At 59.1% G+C, this 20,372-nt stretch carries 13 protein-coding genes, 1 other RNA gene and 1 pseudogene; 6 read left to right on the plus strand and 9 right to left on the minus strand.

Going from position 1 to position 20,372, the window contains the following annotated elements; all coding sequences use genetic code 11:
- The first annotated feature begins 21 nt into the window (after window positions 1–21).
- From E8E68_RS20555 to E8E68_RS20570, 4 genes are read left to right on the plus strand one after another with little or no spacing between them, the layout of a single operon-like run.
- The gene (locus E8E68_RS20555) at window positions 22–1,686 is read left to right on the plus strand and encodes a DNA cytosine methyltransferase (protein WP_280344247.1); all 1,665 of its coding nucleotides are present in this window, start codon (window positions 22–24) and stop codon (window positions 1,684–1,686) included.
- On the plus strand, window positions 1,683–3,701 hold the full coding sequence (locus tag E8E68_RS20560) for an ATP-binding protein (RefSeq protein ID WP_280344250.1): 2,019 nt from the start codon (window positions 1,683–1,685) through the stop codon (window positions 3,699–3,701). Before E8E68_RS20555 ends, E8E68_RS20560 begins: the two co-directional genes overlap by 4 nt.
- The gene (locus tag E8E68_RS20565) at window positions 3,701–6,019 is read left to right on the plus strand and encodes a Z1 domain-containing protein (protein ID WP_280344253.1); all 2,319 of its coding nucleotides are present in this window, start codon (window positions 3,701–3,703) and stop codon (window positions 6,017–6,019) included. Before E8E68_RS20560 ends, E8E68_RS20565 begins: the two co-directional genes overlap by 1 nt.
- A complete protein-coding gene (locus tag E8E68_RS20570) occupies window positions 6,012–6,968 on the plus strand; it encodes a PD-(D/E)XK motif protein (RefSeq protein WP_280344255.1) in 957 nt (318 codons plus the stop codon). Before E8E68_RS20565 ends, E8E68_RS20570 begins: the two co-directional genes overlap by 8 nt.
- A 422-nt stretch (window positions 6,969–7,390) precedes the next feature.
- On the opposite strand, the gene E8E68_RS20575 is transcribed toward E8E68_RS20570, so the two are convergent.
- Complete coding sequence (locus E8E68_RS20575) at window positions 7,391–9,358, minus strand: hypothetical protein (protein ID WP_280344258.1); 1,968 nt, start codon at window positions 9,356–9,358, stop codon at window positions 7,391–7,393.
- Window positions 9,359–9,607: 249 nt separating this feature from the next.
- Window positions 9,608–10,327: pseudogene (locus E8E68_RS20580) on the minus strand (integrase); the annotation flags it as partial.
- Between the two features lie 534 nt (window positions 10,328–10,861).
- On the opposite strand from E8E68_RS20580, the gene E8E68_RS20585 reads away from it, so the two are divergent.
- Window positions 10,862–11,125: a hypothetical protein gene (locus tag E8E68_RS20585; RefSeq protein ID WP_280344261.1), complete on the plus strand. Its 264-nt coding sequence runs from the start codon at window positions 10,862–10,864 to the stop codon at window positions 11,123–11,125.
- Between the two features lie 53 nt (window positions 11,126–11,178).
- On the opposite strand, the gene E8E68_RS20590 is transcribed toward E8E68_RS20585, so the two are convergent.
- From E8E68_RS20590 to E8E68_RS20620, 7 genes are all read right to left on the minus strand, one after another.
- Complete coding sequence (locus tag E8E68_RS20590; protein WP_003249898.1) at window positions 11,179–11,442, minus strand: DUF3077 domain-containing protein; 264 nt, start codon at window positions 11,440–11,442, stop codon at window positions 11,179–11,181.
- A gap of 73 nt (window positions 11,443–11,515) precedes the next feature.
- Window positions 11,516–11,758 carry a hypothetical protein gene (locus E8E68_RS20595; RefSeq protein WP_003249899.1) on the minus strand — a complete coding sequence of 81 codons (243 nt, stop codon included), beginning with the start codon at window positions 11,756–11,758 and terminating at the stop codon, window positions 11,516–11,518.
- 385 nt (window positions 11,759–12,143) lie between these two features.
- Window positions 12,144–12,535, minus strand: a transfer-messenger RNA (tmRNA) gene (gene ssrA, locus E8E68_RS20600).
- Window positions 12,536–12,634: 99 nt separating this feature from the next.
- Window positions 12,635–12,925, minus strand: a complete 291-nt coding sequence (locus tag E8E68_RS20605; protein ID WP_110748155.1) for a hypothetical protein — start codon at window positions 12,923–12,925, stop codon at window positions 12,635–12,637.
- 608 nt (window positions 12,926–13,533) lie between these two features.
- Complete coding sequence (locus E8E68_RS20610) at window positions 13,534–16,344, minus strand: FAD-binding and (Fe-S)-binding domain-containing protein (protein ID WP_280344268.1); 2,811 nt, start codon at window positions 16,342–16,344, stop codon at window positions 13,534–13,536.
- Between the two features lie 75 nt (window positions 16,345–16,419).
- Window positions 16,420–17,565 carry an FMN-dependent L-lactate dehydrogenase LldD gene (gene lldD / locus E8E68_RS20615; protein ID WP_280344270.1) on the minus strand — a complete coding sequence of 382 codons (1,146 nt, stop codon included), beginning with the start codon at window positions 17,563–17,565 and terminating at the stop codon, window positions 16,420–16,422.
- Between the two features lie 63 nt (window positions 17,566–17,628).
- Window positions 17,629–19,299 carry a lactate permease LctP family transporter gene (locus tag E8E68_RS20620; protein ID WP_110746129.1) on the minus strand — a complete coding sequence of 557 codons (1,671 nt, stop codon included), beginning with the start codon at window positions 19,297–19,299 and terminating at the stop codon, window positions 17,629–17,631.
- A 256-nt stretch (window positions 19,300–19,555) separates the two neighbouring features.
- Between E8E68_RS20620 and E8E68_RS20625 the strand changes: the two genes are divergently transcribed.
- Window positions 19,556–20,323: an FCD domain-containing protein gene (locus E8E68_RS20625; RefSeq protein ID WP_003249911.1), complete on the plus strand. Its 768-nt coding sequence runs from the start codon at window positions 19,556–19,558 to the stop codon at window positions 20,321–20,323.
- Window positions 20,324–20,372 lie beyond the last annotated feature (49 nt).

Here is a 20,372-nt window from a genome sequence, read left to right on the forward strand (position 1 = left end):
GTTCCCTATGAGAGATACCGGATGTCCATCCAAACCGAGCTGCTCAGATCGCAGCCCAGCAATACCTACGAAAAGCCCATTACCCCGGCTGCAGACCTGTCCCCCTCGACTGGCGAGAATTCCCGCGCCTCGACCCCGGACGACGAGTTGATCCGCAGCAAGCTGCAGCGTATTCAGGAAGGCGGCGAAATCCGCTACATGGACATGTTCGCAGGCTGTGGCGGCATATCCCTTGGCTTCCTGACCGCCGGATTTACACCGGTCGCATCGATCGAAATGGACCCGTGGGCTGCGAAGTCGCACGGAGCCAACTTCGGCTCGCGCTCGGTCGGGGGTGACAAGGAAGCGCACCACGTCCCGCGCGACGCGGTAACCGAAACCGCTGACACCGTCTTCGGCGAGCTCGGGCTGCAGGGCGCCACGGACCGTCAGATCGATGTCCTCGTCGGCGGGCCACCCTGTCAGGCGTTCGCCCGTGTAGGCCGGGCTAAGCTCCGCGAGCAGGCCCGCTTGCGCGAAGAGGTGACCGCAGATCAAGCCTTCCTGGTCGATGGACGGGTCAGCCTGTGGGAGCGCTACGTCGCATTCATCCGGGCGACAAAGCCTGTTGCGCTTCTGATGGAGAACGTGCCAGACATTCTCAATCATGGCGGCACCAATGTTGCCGAGCTCGTTTCCAAAAGCCTTGCCGAAGAAGGCTACGACGTAGCCTACACACTGCTGAATTCCGTCTGGTACGGCGTTCCGCAGATGCGGGAACGCATGATTCTGGTCGGCTTCCATCGTTCTACCGGCATCAAGCCAAGATTCCCGGTGCCAACGCACCATTTGGTTCTTCCATCCGGCTACACCAGCTCCAAGAATGCTGCGAGGCGGGTTATCAAAGCCGAAGGCTCGGCGCACCACCGCTGGATTCCCGATCCAGCTCCCGACTCTCCCGCGGCCACATCGGCTTCTGATGCGCTGGCAGATCTGCCGCACCTGTACGCCGAAGAAATGCTTCGCTCGGGTGCCATTCGTCGCGGGGCGAAAGACCCATCAGAACCTGTCGAGTACACAGCGAAAAATCCGTCGACTGCCTATTCGCGCCTGATGCGGGAGTGGCACGGATTTACGACCAAGTCTACGACTGGCCATGTTTTCCGGTATCTGCCGCGCGACTACAAGATCTTCGCCGAGATTCAGCCTGGCTGGGAGTACCCGCAGGTGCATGCCTATGTAGAGCAGAAAATTGCAGACTGGCTTGCCGACCGCAGGAGACTCGGTCTGCCCACCGATCCTAGAAACGCAGACGTCAGCGCATACATCATGTCCTGGCGCATCCCGTATGACCCGGGAAAGTTTCCGAACAAGTGGTGGAAGCTACGCGCCGATGCCCCGGTACGTACGCTGATGGCGCACCTCGGCAAGGACTCTTATTCCCACATCCACTTCGACTCGGAACAGGCACGCACCATCACCGTCCGTGAGGCTGCGCGGCTCCAGTCATTCCCGGACGGCTTTGTTTTCAAAGGTTCGATGAACCCGGCATTCAAGCAGATTGGCAACGCCGTACCACCACTATTTGCCTATGCAATCGCTCGTGGAATGAGGGAGTGCCTGGGGGCACCGGAGACACAGGATATGCGTGTGGCATTGTTCAATTTGGAGCAATCCCAGATCAAGACGACAGAGGGTAGGAAGTGAAGTTCACCATTCTCCGACTGCTTACTCATTCTGAACTCGGCATGTTTCATGAGTACCGCCGCCAGGGGAAGGAACGCGCCAAACAGCGTTCCATCAATTTCGACTGGGACGTCGTCGGCAAGGTTTTTCCTTCAGCAGAGAGCCCGGACATCATTCCAATCACCTGCCGACGTCTCGAAGACGAAGGCACCGTAGTTGAGATCGATTCATGGCTCAAGAGGCAGCACAAAAATTGGAGATTCGAAGGCGATTGCCCGAAAAGCGCCTTCTACAGTTTCGTTGACCCAGGCGTCCTGTTCGCGATGGTGGTGGACGCCTCGATTAGCCCAGCCAATGCATCCTGGGTTGTCATCCCGGCAGACCACCCAGCCCGCTCTTCGATACTGAGCCATGGAGAGAGCGCCCAGCTTGGCAAATCCGCAATGATTGCGTTGTACGGCGAGGAAGGCCAGCACTGCCAGGCAGTGCTCTCGGATCACTTCCCGGAGCTATTCAAGGAGGCAGAAACAGTGTCCGAGACGTCACAGAATGAAAACGACAACATCCGCAACGATGATGACGCCGCACCGGATCCGCTCGGTCTGTTCAAGATCCTGGCACGTGCCGGGCACAGCCTGCCCAGCGCCGTCGCCGATCTCGTGGACAATAGCCTGTCGCATGGCGCTCGGGAAATTGACATCACCTTCCCGAATCCCAATACGGGCGGCCGGTGGATGTGTATTCGCGACGACGGCACGGGCATGACTCCATCGGGTCTGCGCGACGCCATGAAGATCGGGCACCAGCGTGAATATGACGACAGCGATTTGGGCAAGTTCGGCTATGGGCTTAAGGGGGCGGCCTGGTCCCAAGCCGATCGACTGACGGTCGTATCAAAAGCTACCGGAAGCGAGAGCACGACACTCACCTGGGACAAGGACCATCTTGCCAAGACACGCCGCTGGGAGCTTCTGAGCGACCCGGTAGCTCCCGAGCATGCCTCGGCAGTGAACATCGGCGACTCGGGCACGGCCGTGCTGCTTACGCAGATGCGCCCCTCGATGGAGCCTGCGAGGGGCAGAGCAGATTCTCCCTACGCGCAGGAGCTCGCTGCCATCAAGTCACACCTCGAACTGGTCTTCCACCGGTATCTTGAAGGCAAGGCTCGGGGGCGCGAGAAGGTAGTCATACGACTGAACGATGACGTTCTGCGTGGCAACAACCCTATGGGGCACCCGCTGACGAAAGAGTTCGACCAGCATCGCATCGAGCTTCCCGGCGCTTCTCCGGACAAGATGCCTGTCCTCTATGTTCGTGCGTACGTCTCGCCAAACGAGGCAGAGTTTGACGAATACATCAAGGACCTGTCTCCGTTGGTACAGCGCGTCGAACGAGACCGCCACTCCCTGAATGGCCGCGCAAACGATGCTCAGGGCCTATACTTCTATCGACTTGACCGCCTCATCAAATGGGGCGGTTGGGAAGATCTCTTCGCCAAGGATGAGCACACCAAGCTGATTCGTGTCGCAGTCGACTTCGACAGGCTGGCAGATGAGCAGCTTCAGGTAGACATCAGCAAGCAGCTCATTCGCCTGCCCTATGCGATCACCAAGCCCCTCGGAGACCTGCTGAAGGCCCCTCGTGCAGCAGCCCGCGCCCGTTACAACAAGAAGGAAAAAACTGCGCCGACTCCGAAAGGTGGCGGCAAGACTGTGTTGCCGGCCGGCACACCAGCGCCAGGCGGCTTCTTGCCCCCAACGACAACAGCGGGAGGCACTCCCGTGGCCGCACCTGCTCCGGCCCCGACTACAAAGAAGGACAGAGCTTCAATCCGCCTTGTCAGCAGCGGCGACAAGCCATGGCAACGCAAGACCGGGTTCAAGGGGGAGGAAGTTGAGGTCACCCCGCTGATGCCGACGCTGGTGACGCTCGTGCAGCTCATCGACAAGGATGCCGAGGTCAAGACGGCTCTGTCTGAATTCCTTCGCGCATTAGAGTCGGCCGGGGTTCCGGACCAGTTGACGGACAAGGTCTGATGAAAGTCCGGCTTCCGCTTCCCCTTACACTGAAGCCCAGGCTGGCCCTGTGGACCGATGCAATCACCTGGACCAATTGGTCTCGGCATGAAGCCTATCTGCACGCCCAGCCCAAATGGAAGCCGCACCAGATTGCGTCGGTCGCAGAAGAGTCACTGCGGATCATCTCGAAAACCACACCGGTAGATCGTCCGGAGTTTCAGTGCCGCGGTCTGGTCGTCGGCTACGTTCAGTCCGGCAAGACCGCCAACTTCACGGCCGTCGCAGCGCGCGCAGCCGATGTCGGCTACCGCCTGATCATCGTTCTTTCAGGCATTCACGATTCACTCCGGAACCAGACGCAGAAACGCCTGGATGTGGAGCTGACCGGGACCGGTGTAGATTGGATCTCGCTGACCGATGAAGCATCAGACTTTCGTGAGCCGGAGGTGGCCGACGGATTCGCATCGACCGGTACCGTTCTGATCGTCGCGAAGAAGATCACGCCCATCCTTAAACGGCTCAACCAGTGGTTCGGTAAACTCGAAGGCCGGCTCGCTGATGTACCGGTCCTTCTCATCGATGACGAAGCCGATCAGGCATCCATCAATACACGCGGAAATCGGTGCGACCCCAGTATCGACACCGACACCGAACCGGATGACGACACGGCCCCGTCATTGACCAACACCCTGATTCGCGACATTCTCAGAAAGATCCCGCGAGCCACATACATCGCCTACACGGCTACACCATTCGCCAACATCCTCATCGACCCAGACGCTAGTGACAGCCAAGTCGGCGCAGACCTGTTCCCCAAGGACTTCGTCGTGCAGCTTCCGAGGCCGGACGGCTACACGGGAACGGAAGAGCTTTTCGGCGTCAGTTCGCAGGGGCGTGATGTAATGCGCCCTGTAGACGCTGTGGATGTGAAAGCTTTGAAGCCGAAGCAGCGCAAAAAGAGCGAAGCAATTGTTGCCCGCGGACCGCTGGATCTTCCACAGTCGCTTGCCGATGCCCTCCTGACCTTCGCGCTTGCTGGCGCTATCAGACTGCAGCGCGGCCAGATGGGTAAGCCGAATACTATGCTGGTGCACGTATCACGGCTCCAGCAGGACCAGTTGCGCGTTGGGGAGGCGATCGAGGAACAGATTCGTAACTGGTTTCAGCATGAGAGCGCTGAGCCCGGTGTGCTCAAACAGATGTTCCGATCAACGCTCGCGGGGCTGGGGCAGGTAGATCTGCCTTGCAGCGTGGAGGTTCTGCTGGAAGAGGCAGTGACGAATTTGGCCCGGTTAGTGGTCGTTGTGCTCAATAGCACGACGGGCGACGAACTCGATTACGACGCTAGGCCTGGACGGCAGCTCGTTGCAGTAGGTGGCAATAGGCTGTCGCGCGGATTGACGCTTGAGGGACTGACGATTGCATACTTCCTGCGTACTACAACACTGGCAGATGCTCTGCTGCAGATGGCCCGCTGGTATGGTTTCAGGGCAGGCTATGAAGACCTGATCCGTATCTGGACCACCGAAGGCATCGCTCAGTGGTTCGTGGAGCTGGCGCTGGTCGAAGAATCCCTGCGTGACTCCATTACAGCTCTAAACAAGGCCGGCCGCAGACCTGACCAAATGGCCATCCGGATGCGCGCCCATTCAAAGCTTCTGCTCACGAGTAAGAACAAAAGCAGGATGCAGATGGATGATGCGCGGTCATGGTCTGGCGAGAACCCGCAGACGATCCTGTTTCCCATGCAAGATCGGGAATTGCTGGAGAGGAACGTGGACCTAGCGTCCGCCCTGCTGCGACAGCATCCCCCGACACAGGATGCACACGGCGGCGCCATAGCACACGATGTACCGGCCGAGCACATCGCACTTTTCCTGAGGCGTTATGAAGGGCACCCGAACAGCATTGCATTTCAGGGCTCGGAGATTGCCGACTGGATCCTGGAGCGAGCTGAAAAGGGAGAGCTCACGAACTGGACCGTGTTCGTAGCCAACCCGGATCGGGAACGACAGGTACTCCTGGGTGGAAGGCCTTTCGGCCTTGTTCGGCGTTCGTTGCAGGCCAACGAGTCGATCGGCATCCTTATCGATCCACGCCATGAAGGTGCCGACCTGCATGGTGGACCGGAGAACTACCGCGTTGGCTCAGGCTTCAATGCACGAGCAATGCGCGAGGACCGACCCGTACAGCAGGGCCTGCTCCTGCTCTACCCCCTCGATCCCGAACCGCTCCGCGCGCCAACGCAGACAGTGCTGGGCCTCGCACTTTCGCTGCCACGCACTACGGACGGTGAACAACGGTTTGTTGTAAACCGTGGGGTACGCAATGTTTGAGATCTCGCAGGACCGCTGGGCAAGTTTGCGCGAGCAGCGCCTTCCACACGAGGATATTTACGAGCAGGCCGCTGAGGACCAGGAGGCAGCCCTGATAGGAGTGTCAGACGACGGACGTCTGCACCTGATGCTGGCCATCGATATCGCCCCGCAGAAACTACCGCCGGATCTGCAGAGCCTTCAGGTCCGCATCCTGGAGGGCGGCGGACAGACTTGGCTGGACGTTTCCGCATGCAGCCACCACGAGCAGCTACTTACGCTGATAGCCAATAAGGTCCTCCACGCTATTTGCATTGAAGGCCGCGATCCTGCTATCTCGGTTGAACGCATCATCGACGATATGCGTGCGGCTTTGCGCCCGCTTGCACTTGACCTGAGCGCGGCAGAGCAGATCGGTCTTTTCGGCGAGCTCTGGGTGCTGTCCAATGTGCTGCTCCCGACCATCGGACCGCGTGTCAGCCACCTTTGGAGCGGGCCTGAAGGCGAACGTCATGATTTCGTCGGACAGGGCGTCCACGTTGAAGTGAAAACCACTACGCGATCGGAACCGAAGCACGAAATATCCCGTCTCGATCAGCTGAAAGCGCCCGCCAGCAAGCGCCTCCTGTTTGTCAGCGTCATGCTGGAGCGCAGTCTGGGCGGCGAAGAAACGCTTGCAGACCGCGTCGATGAAATTCGGGAGAAGCTGGTATCCGATGGGCGTGCGCTAGATGTTTTCGATTCTCGCTTGGCGCAACTCGGCTGGCACGAGGGCCTACGACAGACAGGTGCTCTTCTCAGGTTCACATTCCGTGATGTCCATGTCTTTGAAGTTGCCGGAAACTTCCCCAGGCTTCCCGATGACTACGTGGCGCCACTCGGTGTGACCGGCATTAAGTACAGCATCAACGTCAGCAGCCTGCCGTCCCTCGACGTATTGGAAGTTCAGGAGGTTCTTCTAACCGCCTGACGCGTCACCGCAAAATCTGCTCTGCCGTACGCTAAGGCAGTTTGACGTCGCAGCAGGGTTAATTGAAGACCTTCCTTAGCTTTCCAATGGCCGTTGGTAGCAATCCCATGGTCGGTCGGTTCGCGGTTGGGCTGCTCCAGCGGATTGGTGCTATGAAACTGGTTCAACTACACCACTTTTTGGTAAGCGCGCGATCAACTGCGGCTTGCTAACGATCTATGGCGCGCCGCCGTAAGTTACGTGATGCAGATATTACGTCGTTCTTCGATGGGCGTGAGGCCAGCAGGTAACTGTCACTATTGCCGCAACCAAAGCATGTGGTTGGGAATGAACGGAATCAAACCCTTATTTCAGCTTGGGATGCTGACAGCCAAGCGGAGCTAATATTCTAGCAGCAATCTCAAGCTATTCAAGGTGGTAGATTAGTCGAATAGCCCGCCGCTGTAGGTCTTACGGTGATACTCCTGAACTCCGTCTACCGAGTTCAGATAGTCGATTAGCTCTTTGAGAACGATGACATAGAATTTAGTTGTTGTGGAATTTAAAATGTGAGTAATTCCATGATAGTCGCGCAGGTGCAAGTTGTCCAAGTCTAATAACGAAACGACATCATAATTGCGGAGGCATTCCGAGCCTAACTCCCAGGCGATAGCGAGATGAATTTCTTTTTCGCTTTTGTATTCGGACTCAAATTCGCGAATTAGCGCATCAATATTGAATTTGTACTCAAGGATTTTTGGAGGGCTCGTGTACTCCTTGTTGTACTGGAGTTGTTGAACTCCCAGTGGATTGTTTTCTTTGTCATACTCATGGTTGGATAGAGGGTCTCTAATAATGAACTTAAAAACTCCATCATACTGCTGGGTCTGGCTGGTGGCCAATAATTTTATCCCTCGTATAACTCCGCCAGCAATTAATTGATTGAATAGTACAATCACATCTTGCTCTGATACAGGCTCGGATGTTATTGAGATTTCATTTGTGGGTGCAAAGAAGTTCTTGTTTGTGAGGCTCAATGGTCGTTCTATTTCGTGGGCTTCTTGCGCTCGTACCCAGTCATGAAGGGATCCCTCCCTAGTTATATCGTTCTTGGCACCTGTATCTATTCTTAGGAGGCGACGCCATTTCTGGAAACGCTTCACTATCTCCACTGAAATATGTTCTGCAGCCTCTTTTAGCTCAGGTTGAAAACCTTTCCGTCCTAAATCTGGATCTGCATCTACAAAGTGAACAATGACATGGCACTGGTTCTGGTGGCCGATGTTAGAGGTCAGTGGGATTGTGATCAATTCACCCTGTATCATCTGATTGTTAGCGAGTTGTAGGCCACCTTTCAAGACTCTGTACTGTTTTCTAAGCTTTGCAAGCTCGTCATTGAATTGATCCCAAATAGACGTAGAGTAAGCAAAGTAGCCGTATGCTGAAATCTGATATTGGTTGATTAGGGAGTTAAACTTATCGCTGGGTGATAACACGGAAAGCAGATCGTCAGGGCTAAAGAATTCATAAATTCCATTCGCCTTCAGATATTTCATAGGAAGGTTGGATGAATCTTTTCCCTGGGATTGAAGTTTTTGCTGAACTTCCAGTACGTCTTTTAGGTTGACGCTGGCGCTTAATTTTGTATGCGGATATATATAGCTGCAGCTTTGCTCGGATAGAGCTGAGGCTTCACCCAGCTTGTTTTTGACTGTGAGCTGGAATTTAATCTTTGAGCTTTCTGATGCAAATGTTATTGCGCCGAGTGGGGTTTTGATAAGCAGTAGGTACAACCATTGTTCGGCAGTAGTGGCTGAGTACCAGGATAGATCTTTCGGTCGAGTGCTGGATCCTCCAAATTTTATTTTGAACGTAGATCCCCTTGTTACTTCTGCGAACGCTGGGTCGGTAATCTCCGAGGATGTGACCATTGGGCGCGTCACCGTGCCGTGAAAGTCTTCTACCCAGTCCCGCCCCTTCAAAAGCTCTCCATGGAACGTATGGCCGGAAACTTTTGTGCCAAATTGTAGGTAGTCGAAGCCATAGCCTATGTAGGTGGCTCCAACTCCTTTATTGCCCCTTGTTTGCCCGCCATTTTTAAATGAAATATTTGGAGCAAGGAATGACTTAAATTCTTTTTCGTTGAACCCAATGCCATTGTCAGTTATGGAAAAAGAATTTTCCTCAAGATTTATGGTTAGCCAAAGCTTGGGGATGTAGTCTGGCTCCTCAAGCTCAGTTGCACGGCGGTCCACGGCATCCATCGCATTTTGAATAAGCTCGGAAAAAGAGTCATACATACCAACGTAGGACTTTAAAATATTCTTGATTTCACGCTTCTTCGCAGCGAATAGGATCTCTGCATCCACATCTTGACCGCTGGTCAGCGGATCCCATGATTCTAGCTTCATAGCAGTCCCTTTAGTTCAGCAAATGATTGGATTCTGTCTCAAAGCGCCCAGCTCGAGAGGCCTGAAAGTTTCATTAGCAGGACGTTACCAGCGGGCTGGATCTTTAGTTATTAAAAAAATTAATCGAGAGGCGCTCTTTCTATAGAATTATTTGTGGGGCACCTTTGGTTCCCTAGGTGCGTCTTCACCGATCTATGGTCGCAGGATGTCCCGTGCCGGGCGGATAATTGTTTGCAGCATACTCAGTTAGCTTTCATGTGGCGCAATCAGATGGTGGCTTTCCGCCGGCGACACCTGCAGTGCAAAACCAGGTGCACTTCGAACGTGGTCGTCCACCGCAATCCAACGTGGCGCCGAGGCGCCGGACCGGCCACCTTTGGTGCCATCTTGGATGTTGATCCTGCCGAGGTCGTTAGCCTCACGGCTCAACCGTAGCAGGTCAGCTAGGATGGCCTCACGCAAGCGCATGCCGGTGGCTCGCGCCAACAGAACGATCGCGGCGGCCCGTAGCTGATGTTGACTTCAAAGTGCATCGACGATCTGCTTCACCTGTTCTCGGTCTTAGCCCTGCGGCACCGATTGGCGAACCCCAGTGCGCTGCATACCCAACGCCTTGCTCGGACTTGGCAACTTCACGTACTGATCACCGCGAAGCGCCGCCATGGTCCTGTTAACGCTGGATAGTCGGTTTTGTGCGGTGCTTACGGCGAGGTCACCGCGCCTAACCATGTCGCGCAGATACGTTGCGTAGTCGATCAACACCTTTCGATCAATCTGCCGCGCATCACTGATATCGGGCCCCTGTTCGGAACGGCACCATCTAACGAATGCCTGCCAGCGATCACAGTGCGCCTTGACCGTGCCCTAATGACCGCTGCCGAACATATCTTTTAGCGCTTGCGGCCCTGCGTAGCTCAATTGCCTGCCGTTGCCGAAATTGCGGCCATCTCGTTTACCCACCAATGCCATGTTGGTCACCTCATCTTCTGCTCTACGATCTTAGCCCCACGTCATCCCGCCAAGAATGCTGAGTGTTATCAGGGATCAAGGCCCCTGCGACCTGTGGGTTGTCCTCTAAAGCGGGACTGGCGGCACCTTACGACCAGGAGCAAGGGCATCTCATGATCTGGCCTCCTGAGCACCGATAGCGGTGGGGGGTACAGGCTGCACTGGGTGACCCGACCAGCGCCGCGAGATCCTGAGCCGGATGAAAGCAGAACTGTCATGACAGGGGGCGTGCCTTACTGTCAGTCATGTGCAGTCCATTCCATGGTCTAGCACCATCATCTGCATGGCTGTTGCTGGTGACATTGGCGTTTGTTATGAGCGGGATTTCCGCAAAACCATCTGCGACCAGTACACGGAAGAGATAGGGGCGTTGGCCTCGTAAATAGGCCTCGGGGTATGAATTCGATATCGTTTGCGTAGCTGGGATTTTAATTGAAAGGCAGGCTCCGATTTTGTCTGTAATGGGGCAAAGATTCCTTAGCATAAAGGGACTACATGGACCCAAAGATTGAGTCCAAAATCAAAACGGCATCGGAAGGGCTGTTCGCAGTCGTCTCCCAGTTGAAACCGGCCTACCCTGGCAAACCGTTCACCCTGGATGGCCGTTTAGTCGTTGATCTCGGGGAAGTGGTTGCCAGCCTGGCGTACGAGTTGACGCTGAACGAAGGGCTGACGAAGCACCATGATGCGGTCTGCGACGAGGGGCGAGATGTGCAGATCAAGACCACGTTTGGCACGAGCCTGACTTTACTGGTGTAGTAACTGGGGCCAGGCGCCTGACGCTGACCCCATGACACTTCGCGGTGCGTGATTCAACGCATCATGCCGAGTTCGGCATCATCCAGTAGCGCTTTGCCCAAAGCACAGAGGTAGTGCGCCGCCCAGATCAGTTTGGGCTTGTCTTCCATCAGCCCGTCGATGGTCAGGTCCCGCGCGTAGCCCATCAGTTCCGAGGCCTGTTCGCGGGCGTTTTGACAAGGAATGCCTGCTTCGATGCGGAACAGTGGGTGGGTCTGGTTTTCACCTTGAAAGAAGATGGTTTTACCGACTGTGCATTGGGTGTCTTCGGTTGTCATTGTTCAGTTTCCCTGGTTGTGCTGATGCGCCGGTAAGCTGGGCTTCCACAGTTTTTCCGCTCCGGTCTGCGAATCAATGCATCGGTTGCGGGTTGGCTGTTTGCTGTATTTGCGTCAGCGCGGATTCGAGTAGCCGTCGCAGGGTTTCAAGCTCGTGCATCGAGGCCATGATCAAAACCGACGCGGGTGACTTGGGCTGCATCAGTATTGCCTGCTGGGCTACGGCTTCTGCACAGAGCGCGTAGTCCGAGGCCATCATGATCGTGTCTTCCAGGGAGTGGAGGTGATGGGGTGGGTCAGGGACTATCTTTAGCATGGCGTGGCTCCTGTCGTAATGAAGCAACCACCCACCGCGGCTAAACAGTAAGGTGGCAACTGTACGCGGGTTAGCCGACCGGGACGTCAGGCACCCGGCGCACCCGAAGGTGCCCCACGCACAGCCGCCATAAAGCGCCAATGCCGATTGCTCGGAATTGCACGGCTGTGTTGTCTGACGATAGCGGGCGGCTAAACCCGGTCGTTGAATGCCAACGACACGTCGAGACTAGAGACCGTATTTAACGTGTGCAACGGAAAACAGGCGCTGGGAGTATCTTTGGGAAACGCCCTACAAGAAAGGGGTTAAATCCGATTTTTCGACCCGCAGCGCCCAAATGCCAGGCACAAAAAAAGACGCCCGAGGGCGTCTTCTTCTTTGGATTTGGTGGAGCCGGGGGGATTTGAACCCCCGTCCGCCAGTACTCCGCTGTCGGTACTACATGCTTAGCCGTGTCTACTGATTTAATCCGCAGCCGCCCGACGGGCAGGGTGCTTTGGATGAGTTGTGTAAGTTTTAGTCACTTCGCCCACAACGTGCTACGCGACGATCCTGTTCTGTATGACAATCATTTCGGGTTTACAGGCATCCCCTAGTGATTGCTGGAGCCGAAGCTACCAGAAGCAAAGGTCACTTACGCTGCGAGAGCGTAGGATTCCTCGCCGAAGGTTTCGTCATTGGCAACTATAGAAGTTGCAACAGTGGATTTACGAGTTCTGTTACCAACTCGGCATGCACCTAGAGTTTCGCTACCGGCGTCGAATCCTAATCGGCCCCACACTAGCTCTTGGCTAACGCACCTTACGGCACGTAGGGCGGAGTATACGCCATTGCGCGGGCGACGTCGACAGCGGATCCGGTCGCCCGCGATTGGGCTTAGGCGCCGCCGCCGGCCGAGCCGCTGCCTTTCTCGGTTTTCTCAAGGCGCTCCAGCACTTTGCTGGTGATGGCGATGCATTCTTTGGTATCGCCCGAGGCTTGGGCGGCCTTGGCTTTGTCGACGTGCTCGGTGAGGGCCTTGTCCAGGCCTTCGGAGGTGGCGCCGGCGGTGGCCATGCTGTCGTCGATTTTCTGCAGGTTGGTGGTGCACAGGTCATCGGCGGCGAACACCGGCGAAGCCAGCAGGGTGGCGGCCGCGAACAGGGCCGAAAGCGCGGTACCTTTCATGGGAGTCTCCTCTGGGGCCTCGGGAAGGTGGGCCTGTAGGGTGGACTGTGGGGGGAGGGCGGGGGTTCAATCGGGATTCTTTTGGGGTGGGGTAGGTGCTTGGCGGGGCATGTTCGGGGGCTGGGAGATCGAGCGCCGCCCGCGCGGCGCTCGGTCTCACTGGGCAGGCCCAGCCATACCCTTAAAGCGACACCGCATGGCATGAGATTGCGGAATGCCCGGGAGTGTTTGGCGCGAGTTTTAGGGTGTTGCAGAAATCGAGCGCCGCCCGCGCGGCGCATCGCGAGCTGCGCTCGCTCCTACATTTGTTTCGGGCCAGTTACGCCTGTGACAGGCGCGCGCGACCGCCTTGTTTGTACGACGCGATATCGCGTCATGCGCCAGGGCGTTCGCGCGCAATTTCCCCAGGAATAATTGCGTGACAGGCGCGCGCGACCGCCTGGTTCATACGACGCGATATCGCGCCATGCACCAAGGCGTTCGCGCGCAAATCCCACAGGCATAATTGGCCCGAAACAAACGTGGGATCGAGCGCAGCTCGCGATGCGCCGCGCGGGCGGCGCTCGATCGCCCAGGCGCCGCACCCCTCACGGCGAACCGCCCCCCGCCTAAATACTACGCGGCCGGGTGACGCGATCGACCAGGTAAACCAACCCGTGATAGTCAATGCCACTGTGGCTCGACAGCCCAATCTCGCAGGTGCGACTGGTAGAAATCCCTTCACTGCAATACTGCACCGCATCTTTCAGGCTGCGCAGCGAGTGGGCGTTCAGCTCGGGGGTGGTGAAGCCCTTGTCCCCGGCGAACCCGCAGCAATGAATGCCTTCCGGAATCACCACCTGCTTGCTGCAACGCCGCGCCAGGTCGATCAAGGCCTGGCTTTCGCCCAGGTGCTGGGTGCTGCAGGTCACGTGCACAGCTACCGGTTCGTCCTGGGGGGTGAACTCCAGTCGGTCGAGCAGGTGGGTGCGGATGAAGCGCACGGGGTCGTACAGGTCCAGCCGGGTCTCGCCCAGGTCTTGCACCAGGCGCAGGGTGCAGGGGCTGGTGTCGCAATAGATCGGGTCGAGGCCGCCGCGGCTGGCGTGCAGCAAGGCGGTGATCAGCTCTTGGCGCTTGTGTTCGGCCTGCTCGGGGTAGCCCTTGGAGGCGAACGGTTGGCCGCAGCACAGGCTGTCGGCGTTGTCGGGGAACACCACCTGGTAACCGGCCTTTTCCAGCAGGGCGCGGGTCTTGTCCAGCAGCGAACTTTGCTCGCGATCGGAATACGCCGGGCCCATCACCCGCGACACGCAGGCAGCCAGGTACACCACGCGGGGGCGGGCGTCGTTGCTGGCCGGGCCGAAATCCAGTGGGCGCAGTGGTTGCGGCATGGCCGGGGTCCACTGCGGCAGGCGGCCCTTGCTGGCTTTGCTCATCGACGCACTCAGGCGGCCCAGGCGCGGGGCGCCTAGCAGCTTGCGTGCGGTGTTGGCAGCGGTCAGCGTCAGACGGGCGCCGCCCAAGGCCGTGTGGAAGTGTTCGGCCAGCCAGTTGGCGGTCTTGGTGTGGTCGGCGGCCTGGCTGCGCAGTTTCTTCACCAGCTCGCCGGTGTTGATGCCGACCGGGCAGCGCTGGGCACACAGGCCGGTAGCGGCGCAGGTGTCGATGCCCTGGTACTGGTAGGTCTGCATCAGTTCGCGGGTATCCATGCCGGCGCGCTGCTTGGCCTGGATGTCACGCCACATGACGATGCGCTGGCGTGGGCTGAGGGTCAGGCCTTTGGAGGGGCATACCGGTTCGCAGAAGCCGCACTCGATGCACTTGTCGACGATTTCGTCGGCGGCCGGCAGCGGCTTGAGGTTCTTCAGGTGGATGTCCGGATCTTCACTCAATACCACGTCGGGGTTGAGGATGCCGTTGGGGTCGAGCAGGCGCTTGAGCTTCCACATCAGTTGGTAGGCGTCTTGGCCCCATTCCAGCTCCACGAACGGTGCCATGTTGCGGCCTGTACCGTGCTCGGCCTTCAGCGAGCCGCCAAACTCCACCGCCACCAGTTGGGCCACGTCGTCCATGAACGCCTGGTAACGGGCGACTTCTTCGGCGCTGTTGAAACCCTGGGTAAAGACGAAGTGCAGGTTGCCTTCCAGCGCGTGGCCGAAAATGATCGCTTCGTCATAGTGATGCTTGTCGAACAGCTGGATCAGGCGGTTGACGCCCTCGGCCAGTTGCTCGACGGGGAAGGTCACGTCTTCGATGATGACCGTGGTGCCGGTCTGGCGCACGGCACCGACGGCGGGGAAGGTGTCCTTGCGGATTTTCCACAGCTGGTTGTACACGGCCGGGTCTTCGCTGAAGTCCACCTGTTGTTCCAGCGGGAAGTCGGCGATCGAGGCCATGATCTGCTGCAGTTGCTCGTGCAGCAGGCTCTGGCTGGCGGCGCGGGATTCGATCAGCAGGGCGCAGGCATTGTCCGACAGGCCTTTTACCCAGAGCGGCATGCCGGGCATGTTCTGCACCGAGCGCAGGCTGCGGCGGTCGAGCAGTTCCACGGCCGAGACCGGCTGCTGCTTGAGGACGGGTACCGCGCGGCAGCAGCTTTCGACGCTGGGGAACACCAGCAGGGCGCTGGCCTTGTGCGGGTGGTCGGGCACGGTGTCGTAAGTGACAGCACTGATAAAGCCCAGCGTGCCTTCCGAGCCGACCAGCAGGTGCTGCAGGATGTCCAGCGGCTGGTCGTAGTCCACCAGTGCGTTCAGTGACAGGCCCGTGGTGTTCTTCAGCCGGTATTTGTGCCGAATGCGGTCGGCCAGCGCGGTGTTGGCGCGGGTTTCGCGGCCAAGGCGGGCCAGTGCTTCCAGCAGTTCGGCGTGGCTGTTTTCGAAGGCGGCAACGCTGGCCGGGTCTTCGCTGTCCAGGCGGGTGCCGTCGGCCAGCACCAGGCGCAGGCCGGCCAGGGTGTGGTAGGTGTTCTGCGCGGTGCCGCAGCACATGCCACTGGCGTTGTTGGCGACGATGCCGCCGATCTTGCAGGCGTTGATCGAGGCCGGGTCAGGGCCGATCTTGCGCCCGAACGGGGCCAGCCAGGCGTTGGCCTGGGCGCCGATCACGCCGGGTTGCAGGCGGATTTGCTCGCCCTGGCCACGGATCTCGCGGCCATTCCAGTTGTCACCGAGCACGATCAGCACCGAGTCGCTGATGGCCTGGCCAGACAGGCTGGTGCCGGCAGCGCGGAAGGTGACCGGCACCCGCTCGCGCTGGGCCAGTTTGATCAGGCCGACTACTTCGTCTTCGGACTCGACGCGCACCACCAGCTTGGGGATCAGCCGGTAGAAGCTGGCGTCGGTGCCAAAGGCCAGGGTGGACGTGGGGTCGTCGAAGCGGCGTTCGGCGGGTATCAGGCGCTCGGCATCACGCAGGAACGCGGCGGGCAAGCTCATGCAGTCTCCTCGCGGGGCTGTGGCGTCTGTGCGCCACATGCCCCAGGTCAATCAGGCGTTGGTTCTTGCAGGCGGTCAGGCGCCCAGTTCGCGTACCAGCGAGTCGCGGGTGATCTCGCTGATCGACTTGGCGCCGGTCAGCACCATGGCCACGCGCATTTCCTTCTCGAACAGCTCCAGCAGGTTCTTCACCCCGGCTTCGCCATGCACGGCAAGGGCCCAGAGGAAGGCCCGGCCGATCAGCACGGTGTCGGCGCCCATGGCGATCATGCGCACCACATCGAGGCCGCTGCGGATACCGGAGTCGGCCAGAATCTTCAGGTCACCTTTGACCGCGTCGGCGATTGCCGGCAGGGCGCGGGCGCTGGACAGCACGCCGTCGAGCTGGCGCCCGCCGTGGTTGGACACGACGATACCGTCGGCACCGAACTTGACCGCATCGCGGGCGTCATCGGCATCGAGAATGCCCTTGATGATCATCGGGCCGTCCCAGAACTCGCGGATCCACTCCAGGTCTTTCCACGAGATGGACGGGTCGAAGTTGTTGCCCAGCCAGCCAATGTAGTCGGCCAGGCCGGTGGGGTTGCCGCGGTATCTGGAGATGTTGCCCAGGTCGTGCGGGCGGCCCATTACGCCAACGTCCCACGCCCATTCTGGGTGGGTCATCGCTTGCAATACCCGGCGCATCGGCCCGTTCTTGCCGCTCATGCCGGAGTGCGCGTCGCGGTAGCGGGCGCCGGGCACCGGCATGTCGACGGTGAACACCAGGGTCTTGACCCCGGCAGCCCTGGCCCGCTCCAGGGCATTGCGCATGAAGCCGCGGTCCTTCAGCACATACAGCTGGAACCACATCGGCCGGTCGATGGCCGGCGCCACTTCTTCGATCGGGCAAACCGATACCGTAGACATGGTGAACGGGATGCCATGGGCGGCGGCTGCACGCGCGGCCTGCACTTCGCCACGGCGGGCGTACATGCCGGTGAGGCCGACCGGGGCCAGGGCCACCGGCATGCTCAGGGTCTCGTCGAACAGCCGGGTCTCGAGGCTGAGTTCGGACATGTTCTTCAGCACGCGCTGGCGCAGGGCGATGCTGGCCAAATCGGACACGTTGTGGCGCAGGGTGTGTTCGGCGTAGGCGCCGCCGTCAGCGTAGTGGAACAGGAAGGGAGGCAGCTTGCGTTGGGCCGCGGCGCGATAGTCGGTAGAGGCAGAAATGATCATGGATTCTCGCAGCGTTGCTTGTGGGGAATGCCGGGCGCGTGACGGCGCCCGGCCCCTTTCACTTTAGTGATGAACCAGCATGCCGGTCAGCCAGTAAGCCTGGATCAGGGTGATCAGGCCGACGATGGTGGCGAAGAACAGGCTGTGCTTGACGGTGAAGCGGAACAGGTCGGATTCCTTGCCGACCAGGCCGGTAGCGGCGCAGGCCACGGCGATCGATTGCGGCGAAATCATCTTGCCGGTCACGCCGCCGCTGGTGTTGGCGGCTACCAGCAGGGTGTCGTTGACCCCGATCTGGTGCGCGGTGGTGGCCTGCAGCGAGCTGAACAGGGCATTGGACGAGGTGTCCGAGCCGGTCAGGAACACGCCCAGCCAGCCGAGGAACGGCGAGAAGAACGGGAACGCTGCGCCCGTGCCGGCCAGCACCAAGGCCATGGTCGAGGACATGCCCGAGTAGTTGGTGACAAAGGCGAAGGCCAGCACCATGCCGATCGACAGGATCGGCCAGCGCAGTTCCCAGAAGGTCTCTTTGAAAGTGGTAAGACCAGTTTTGAAGTTGATCTTCAGTACCGCCATGGAAATCAGTGCCGAAAGGAAGATCGCGGTGCCGGTGGCAGAGATCGGGTCCAGCTTGAACACCGCTGGCATGGCGGTTGGCGCGGCAACGATCGGGGCGGTCTTGATGACCAGCTGGTCCAGGTGCGGGATGGCGAAGTTGAACACGAAGTTGTACATCGCGCCGCCCGGGGCGAAGGCCGCCTTGAACGGCTTCAGGGTCCAGATGGTGACCAGCACGGTGAGGATCAGGAACGGCGACCAGGCCTTGAAGATCTCGCCAAAGCTGTAGGGGCTTGGCTGGCTGCCGCTTGGCTGGACCACGGCGGCGCCGACGCTGCCCTTGGCTTCGCCGAACGAACGCTTGGGTTGCCAGACTTTCAGGAACAGGGTCAGGCAGATCAGGCTGGCCAGGGCCGAAGTGATGTCAGGCAGCTCTGGGCCGATGAAGTTGGAGGTGAAGTACTGGGTGACGGCAAAGCTCAGGCCGGCGACCAGGGCGGCGGGCCAGGTTTCCTTCACGCCACGCAGGCCGTCCATCATGAACACCAGCCAGAACGGCACGAACAGCGACAGCAGCGGCAACTGGCGACCGGTCATGGCGCCGATGTGGAAGGCGTCGATGCCGGTGACCTGGCCGGCCACGATGATCGGGATGCCGAGGGCGCCGAAGGCCACGGGGGCGGTGTTGGCGATCAGGCAAAGGCCGGCGGCGTACAGCGGGTTGAAGCCCAGGCCTACCAGCAGCGCGGCCGTAATGGCCACGGGTGCGCCAAAGCCTGCCGCACCTTCCAGGAAGGCACCGAAGCAGAAGCCGATCAGCAGTACTTGCAGGCGCTGGTCGTCGGTAATCGACAGCACCGAGCTGCGGATCACTTCGAACTGGCCGCTCTTGACCGTGAGTTTGTACAGGAACACCGCGGCAACGATGATCCAGGCAATTGGCCAGAGGCCGTAGAGGAAGCCGTAACCCGCAGCGGCGAAGGCCATGTCGACAGGCATCTGGAAGGCGAAGATCGCTACCAGGATCGACAGTGCCAGGGTGATGCTGCCAGCCACGTGGCCTTTGAGTCGGAACACGGCCAGGGCGAGGAAGAAGAACACGATCGGGATGACCGCCGCGAGTGCGGACAGGCCAAGGCTACCAAGCGGGCTATAGAGTTGTTGCCAGGTTTGCATATGGGGTGGCCCCTAATTGTTGTTGGTCAGGCACTGGCATTGGATAATTGGTAAGACCAATTTACAATGGCTGGTCGCTAGGTTAAAAGGGCTGTCGTGGGTGTGTCAATTTGTCCCGTGCAAAACTTTGGTCGTGTATCGATGAGCGGGCACCTGATGTGCTGCGAAAAACGCGGTGTGATGGGTGTTCGCGCTGCCTGGATCGGCGAGAATAGGCAACCCCTGAAATTTGCCGGGGGTTTGTGGAGAGCATGTGATGGTTTTTGATCAGGTCCGCCAACGGCGCCTGTCCGACGACATTGTCGATCGGCTGGAAGGGATGATTCTGGAAGGCACGCTGACCTCGGGGCAGCGGCTGCCGGCCGAGCGCGTCCTGGCCGAGCAGTTTGGTGTATCCCGCCCGTCACTGCGTGAGGCGATCCAGAAGCTGGTAGCCAAAGGGCTGCTGGTCAGCCGCCAGGGTGGCGGCAATTTTGTTGCCGAATCGCTGGGGTCTACGTTCAGCGATCCACTACTGCAATTGCTCGAGCACAGTGCTGAGGCGCAGCGGGACCTGCTCGAGTTCCGCCATACCCTGGAGGCGTCCTGCGCCTATTACGCGGCCCAGCGTGCCACCGAGCCGGACCGGGCACGGTTGAAGGCGGCCTTCGACACGCTGCAGGACTGCTATGCCAGGGTCGATGAGGTGACCCGTGCGGAGGAGGGCGCGGCTGATGCGCGCTTCCACCTGGCGATCGCCGAGGCCAGCCATAACGCGGTGTTGCTGCACACCATCCGGGGTTTGTTCGACCTGCTGAAACGCAACGTGGTGACCAACATCGGGGGCATGTACCAGCAGCGTACCGAAACCCGGGACATGCTGATCAGTCAGCACCGGGAGCTGTACCTGGCGATTGTCGAGGGCAGGGCGGAGGATGCGCGGGAAGTGTCCAGCCGGCACATTTTGTATGTGCAGGAAGTGCTGCATGAGGCGCACGAAGAAGCGCAGCGGGTGGCGCGGGCGGAGCGGCGCAGCGGGCGCTGAGGCTTTTATGGGCAGTGCTGCCTTCTTCGCGGGCAAGCCCGCTCCCACA

The organism is Pseudomonas sp. BN607 (assembly GCF_029871175.1).
In the GTDB taxonomy this organism is placed as follows: Bacteria; Pseudomonadota; Gammaproteobacteria; order Pseudomonadales; family Pseudomonadaceae; genus Aquipseudomonas.

Excerpts from the sequence above, each read along its gene's own strand:
- E8E68_RS20555 (WP_280344247.1), top strand. The coding sequence starts at position 22 with ATGTCCATCCAAACCGAGCTGCTCAGATCGCAGCCCAGCAATACCTAC.
- E8E68_RS20565 (WP_280344253.1), top strand. The coding sequence starts at position 3,701 with ATGAAAGTCCGGCTTCCGCTTCCCCTTACACTGAAGCCCAGGCTGGCC.
- E8E68_RS20570 (WP_280344255.1), top strand. The coding sequence starts at position 6,012 with ATGTTTGAGATCTCGCAGGACCGCTGGGCAAGTTTGCGCGAGCAGCGC.
- E8E68_RS20575 (WP_280344258.1), bottom strand. The coding sequence starts at position 9,358 with ATGAAGCTAGAATCATGGGATCCGCTGACCAGCGGTCAAGATGTGGAT.
- E8E68_RS20585 (WP_280344261.1), top strand. The coding sequence starts at position 10,862 with ATGGACCCAAAGATTGAGTCCAAAATCAAAACGGCATCGGAAGGGCTG.
- E8E68_RS20590 (WP_003249898.1), bottom strand. The coding sequence starts at position 11,442 with ATGACAACCGAAGACACCCAATGCACAGTCGGTAAAACCATCTTCTTT.
- E8E68_RS20595 (WP_003249899.1), bottom strand. The coding sequence starts at position 11,758 with ATGCTAAAGATAGTCCCTGACCCACCCCATCACCTCCACTCCCTGGAA.
- E8E68_RS20605 (WP_110748155.1), bottom strand. The coding sequence starts at position 12,925 with ATGAAAGGTACCGCGCTTTCGGCCCTGTTCGCGGCCGCCACCCTGCTG.
- E8E68_RS20610 (WP_280344268.1), bottom strand. The coding sequence starts at position 16,344 with ATGAGCTTGCCCGCCGCGTTCCTGCGTGATGCCGAGCGCCTGATACCC.
- lldD (WP_280344270.1), bottom strand. The coding sequence starts at position 17,565 with ATGATCATTTCTGCCTCTACCGACTATCGCGCCGCGGCCCAACGCAAG.
- E8E68_RS20620 (WP_110746129.1), bottom strand. The coding sequence starts at position 19,299 with ATGCAAACCTGGCAACAACTCTATAGCCCGCTTGGTAGCCTTGGCCTG.
- E8E68_RS20625 (WP_003249911.1), top strand. The coding sequence starts at position 19,556 with ATGGTTTTTGATCAGGTCCGCCAACGGCGCCTGTCCGACGACATTGTC.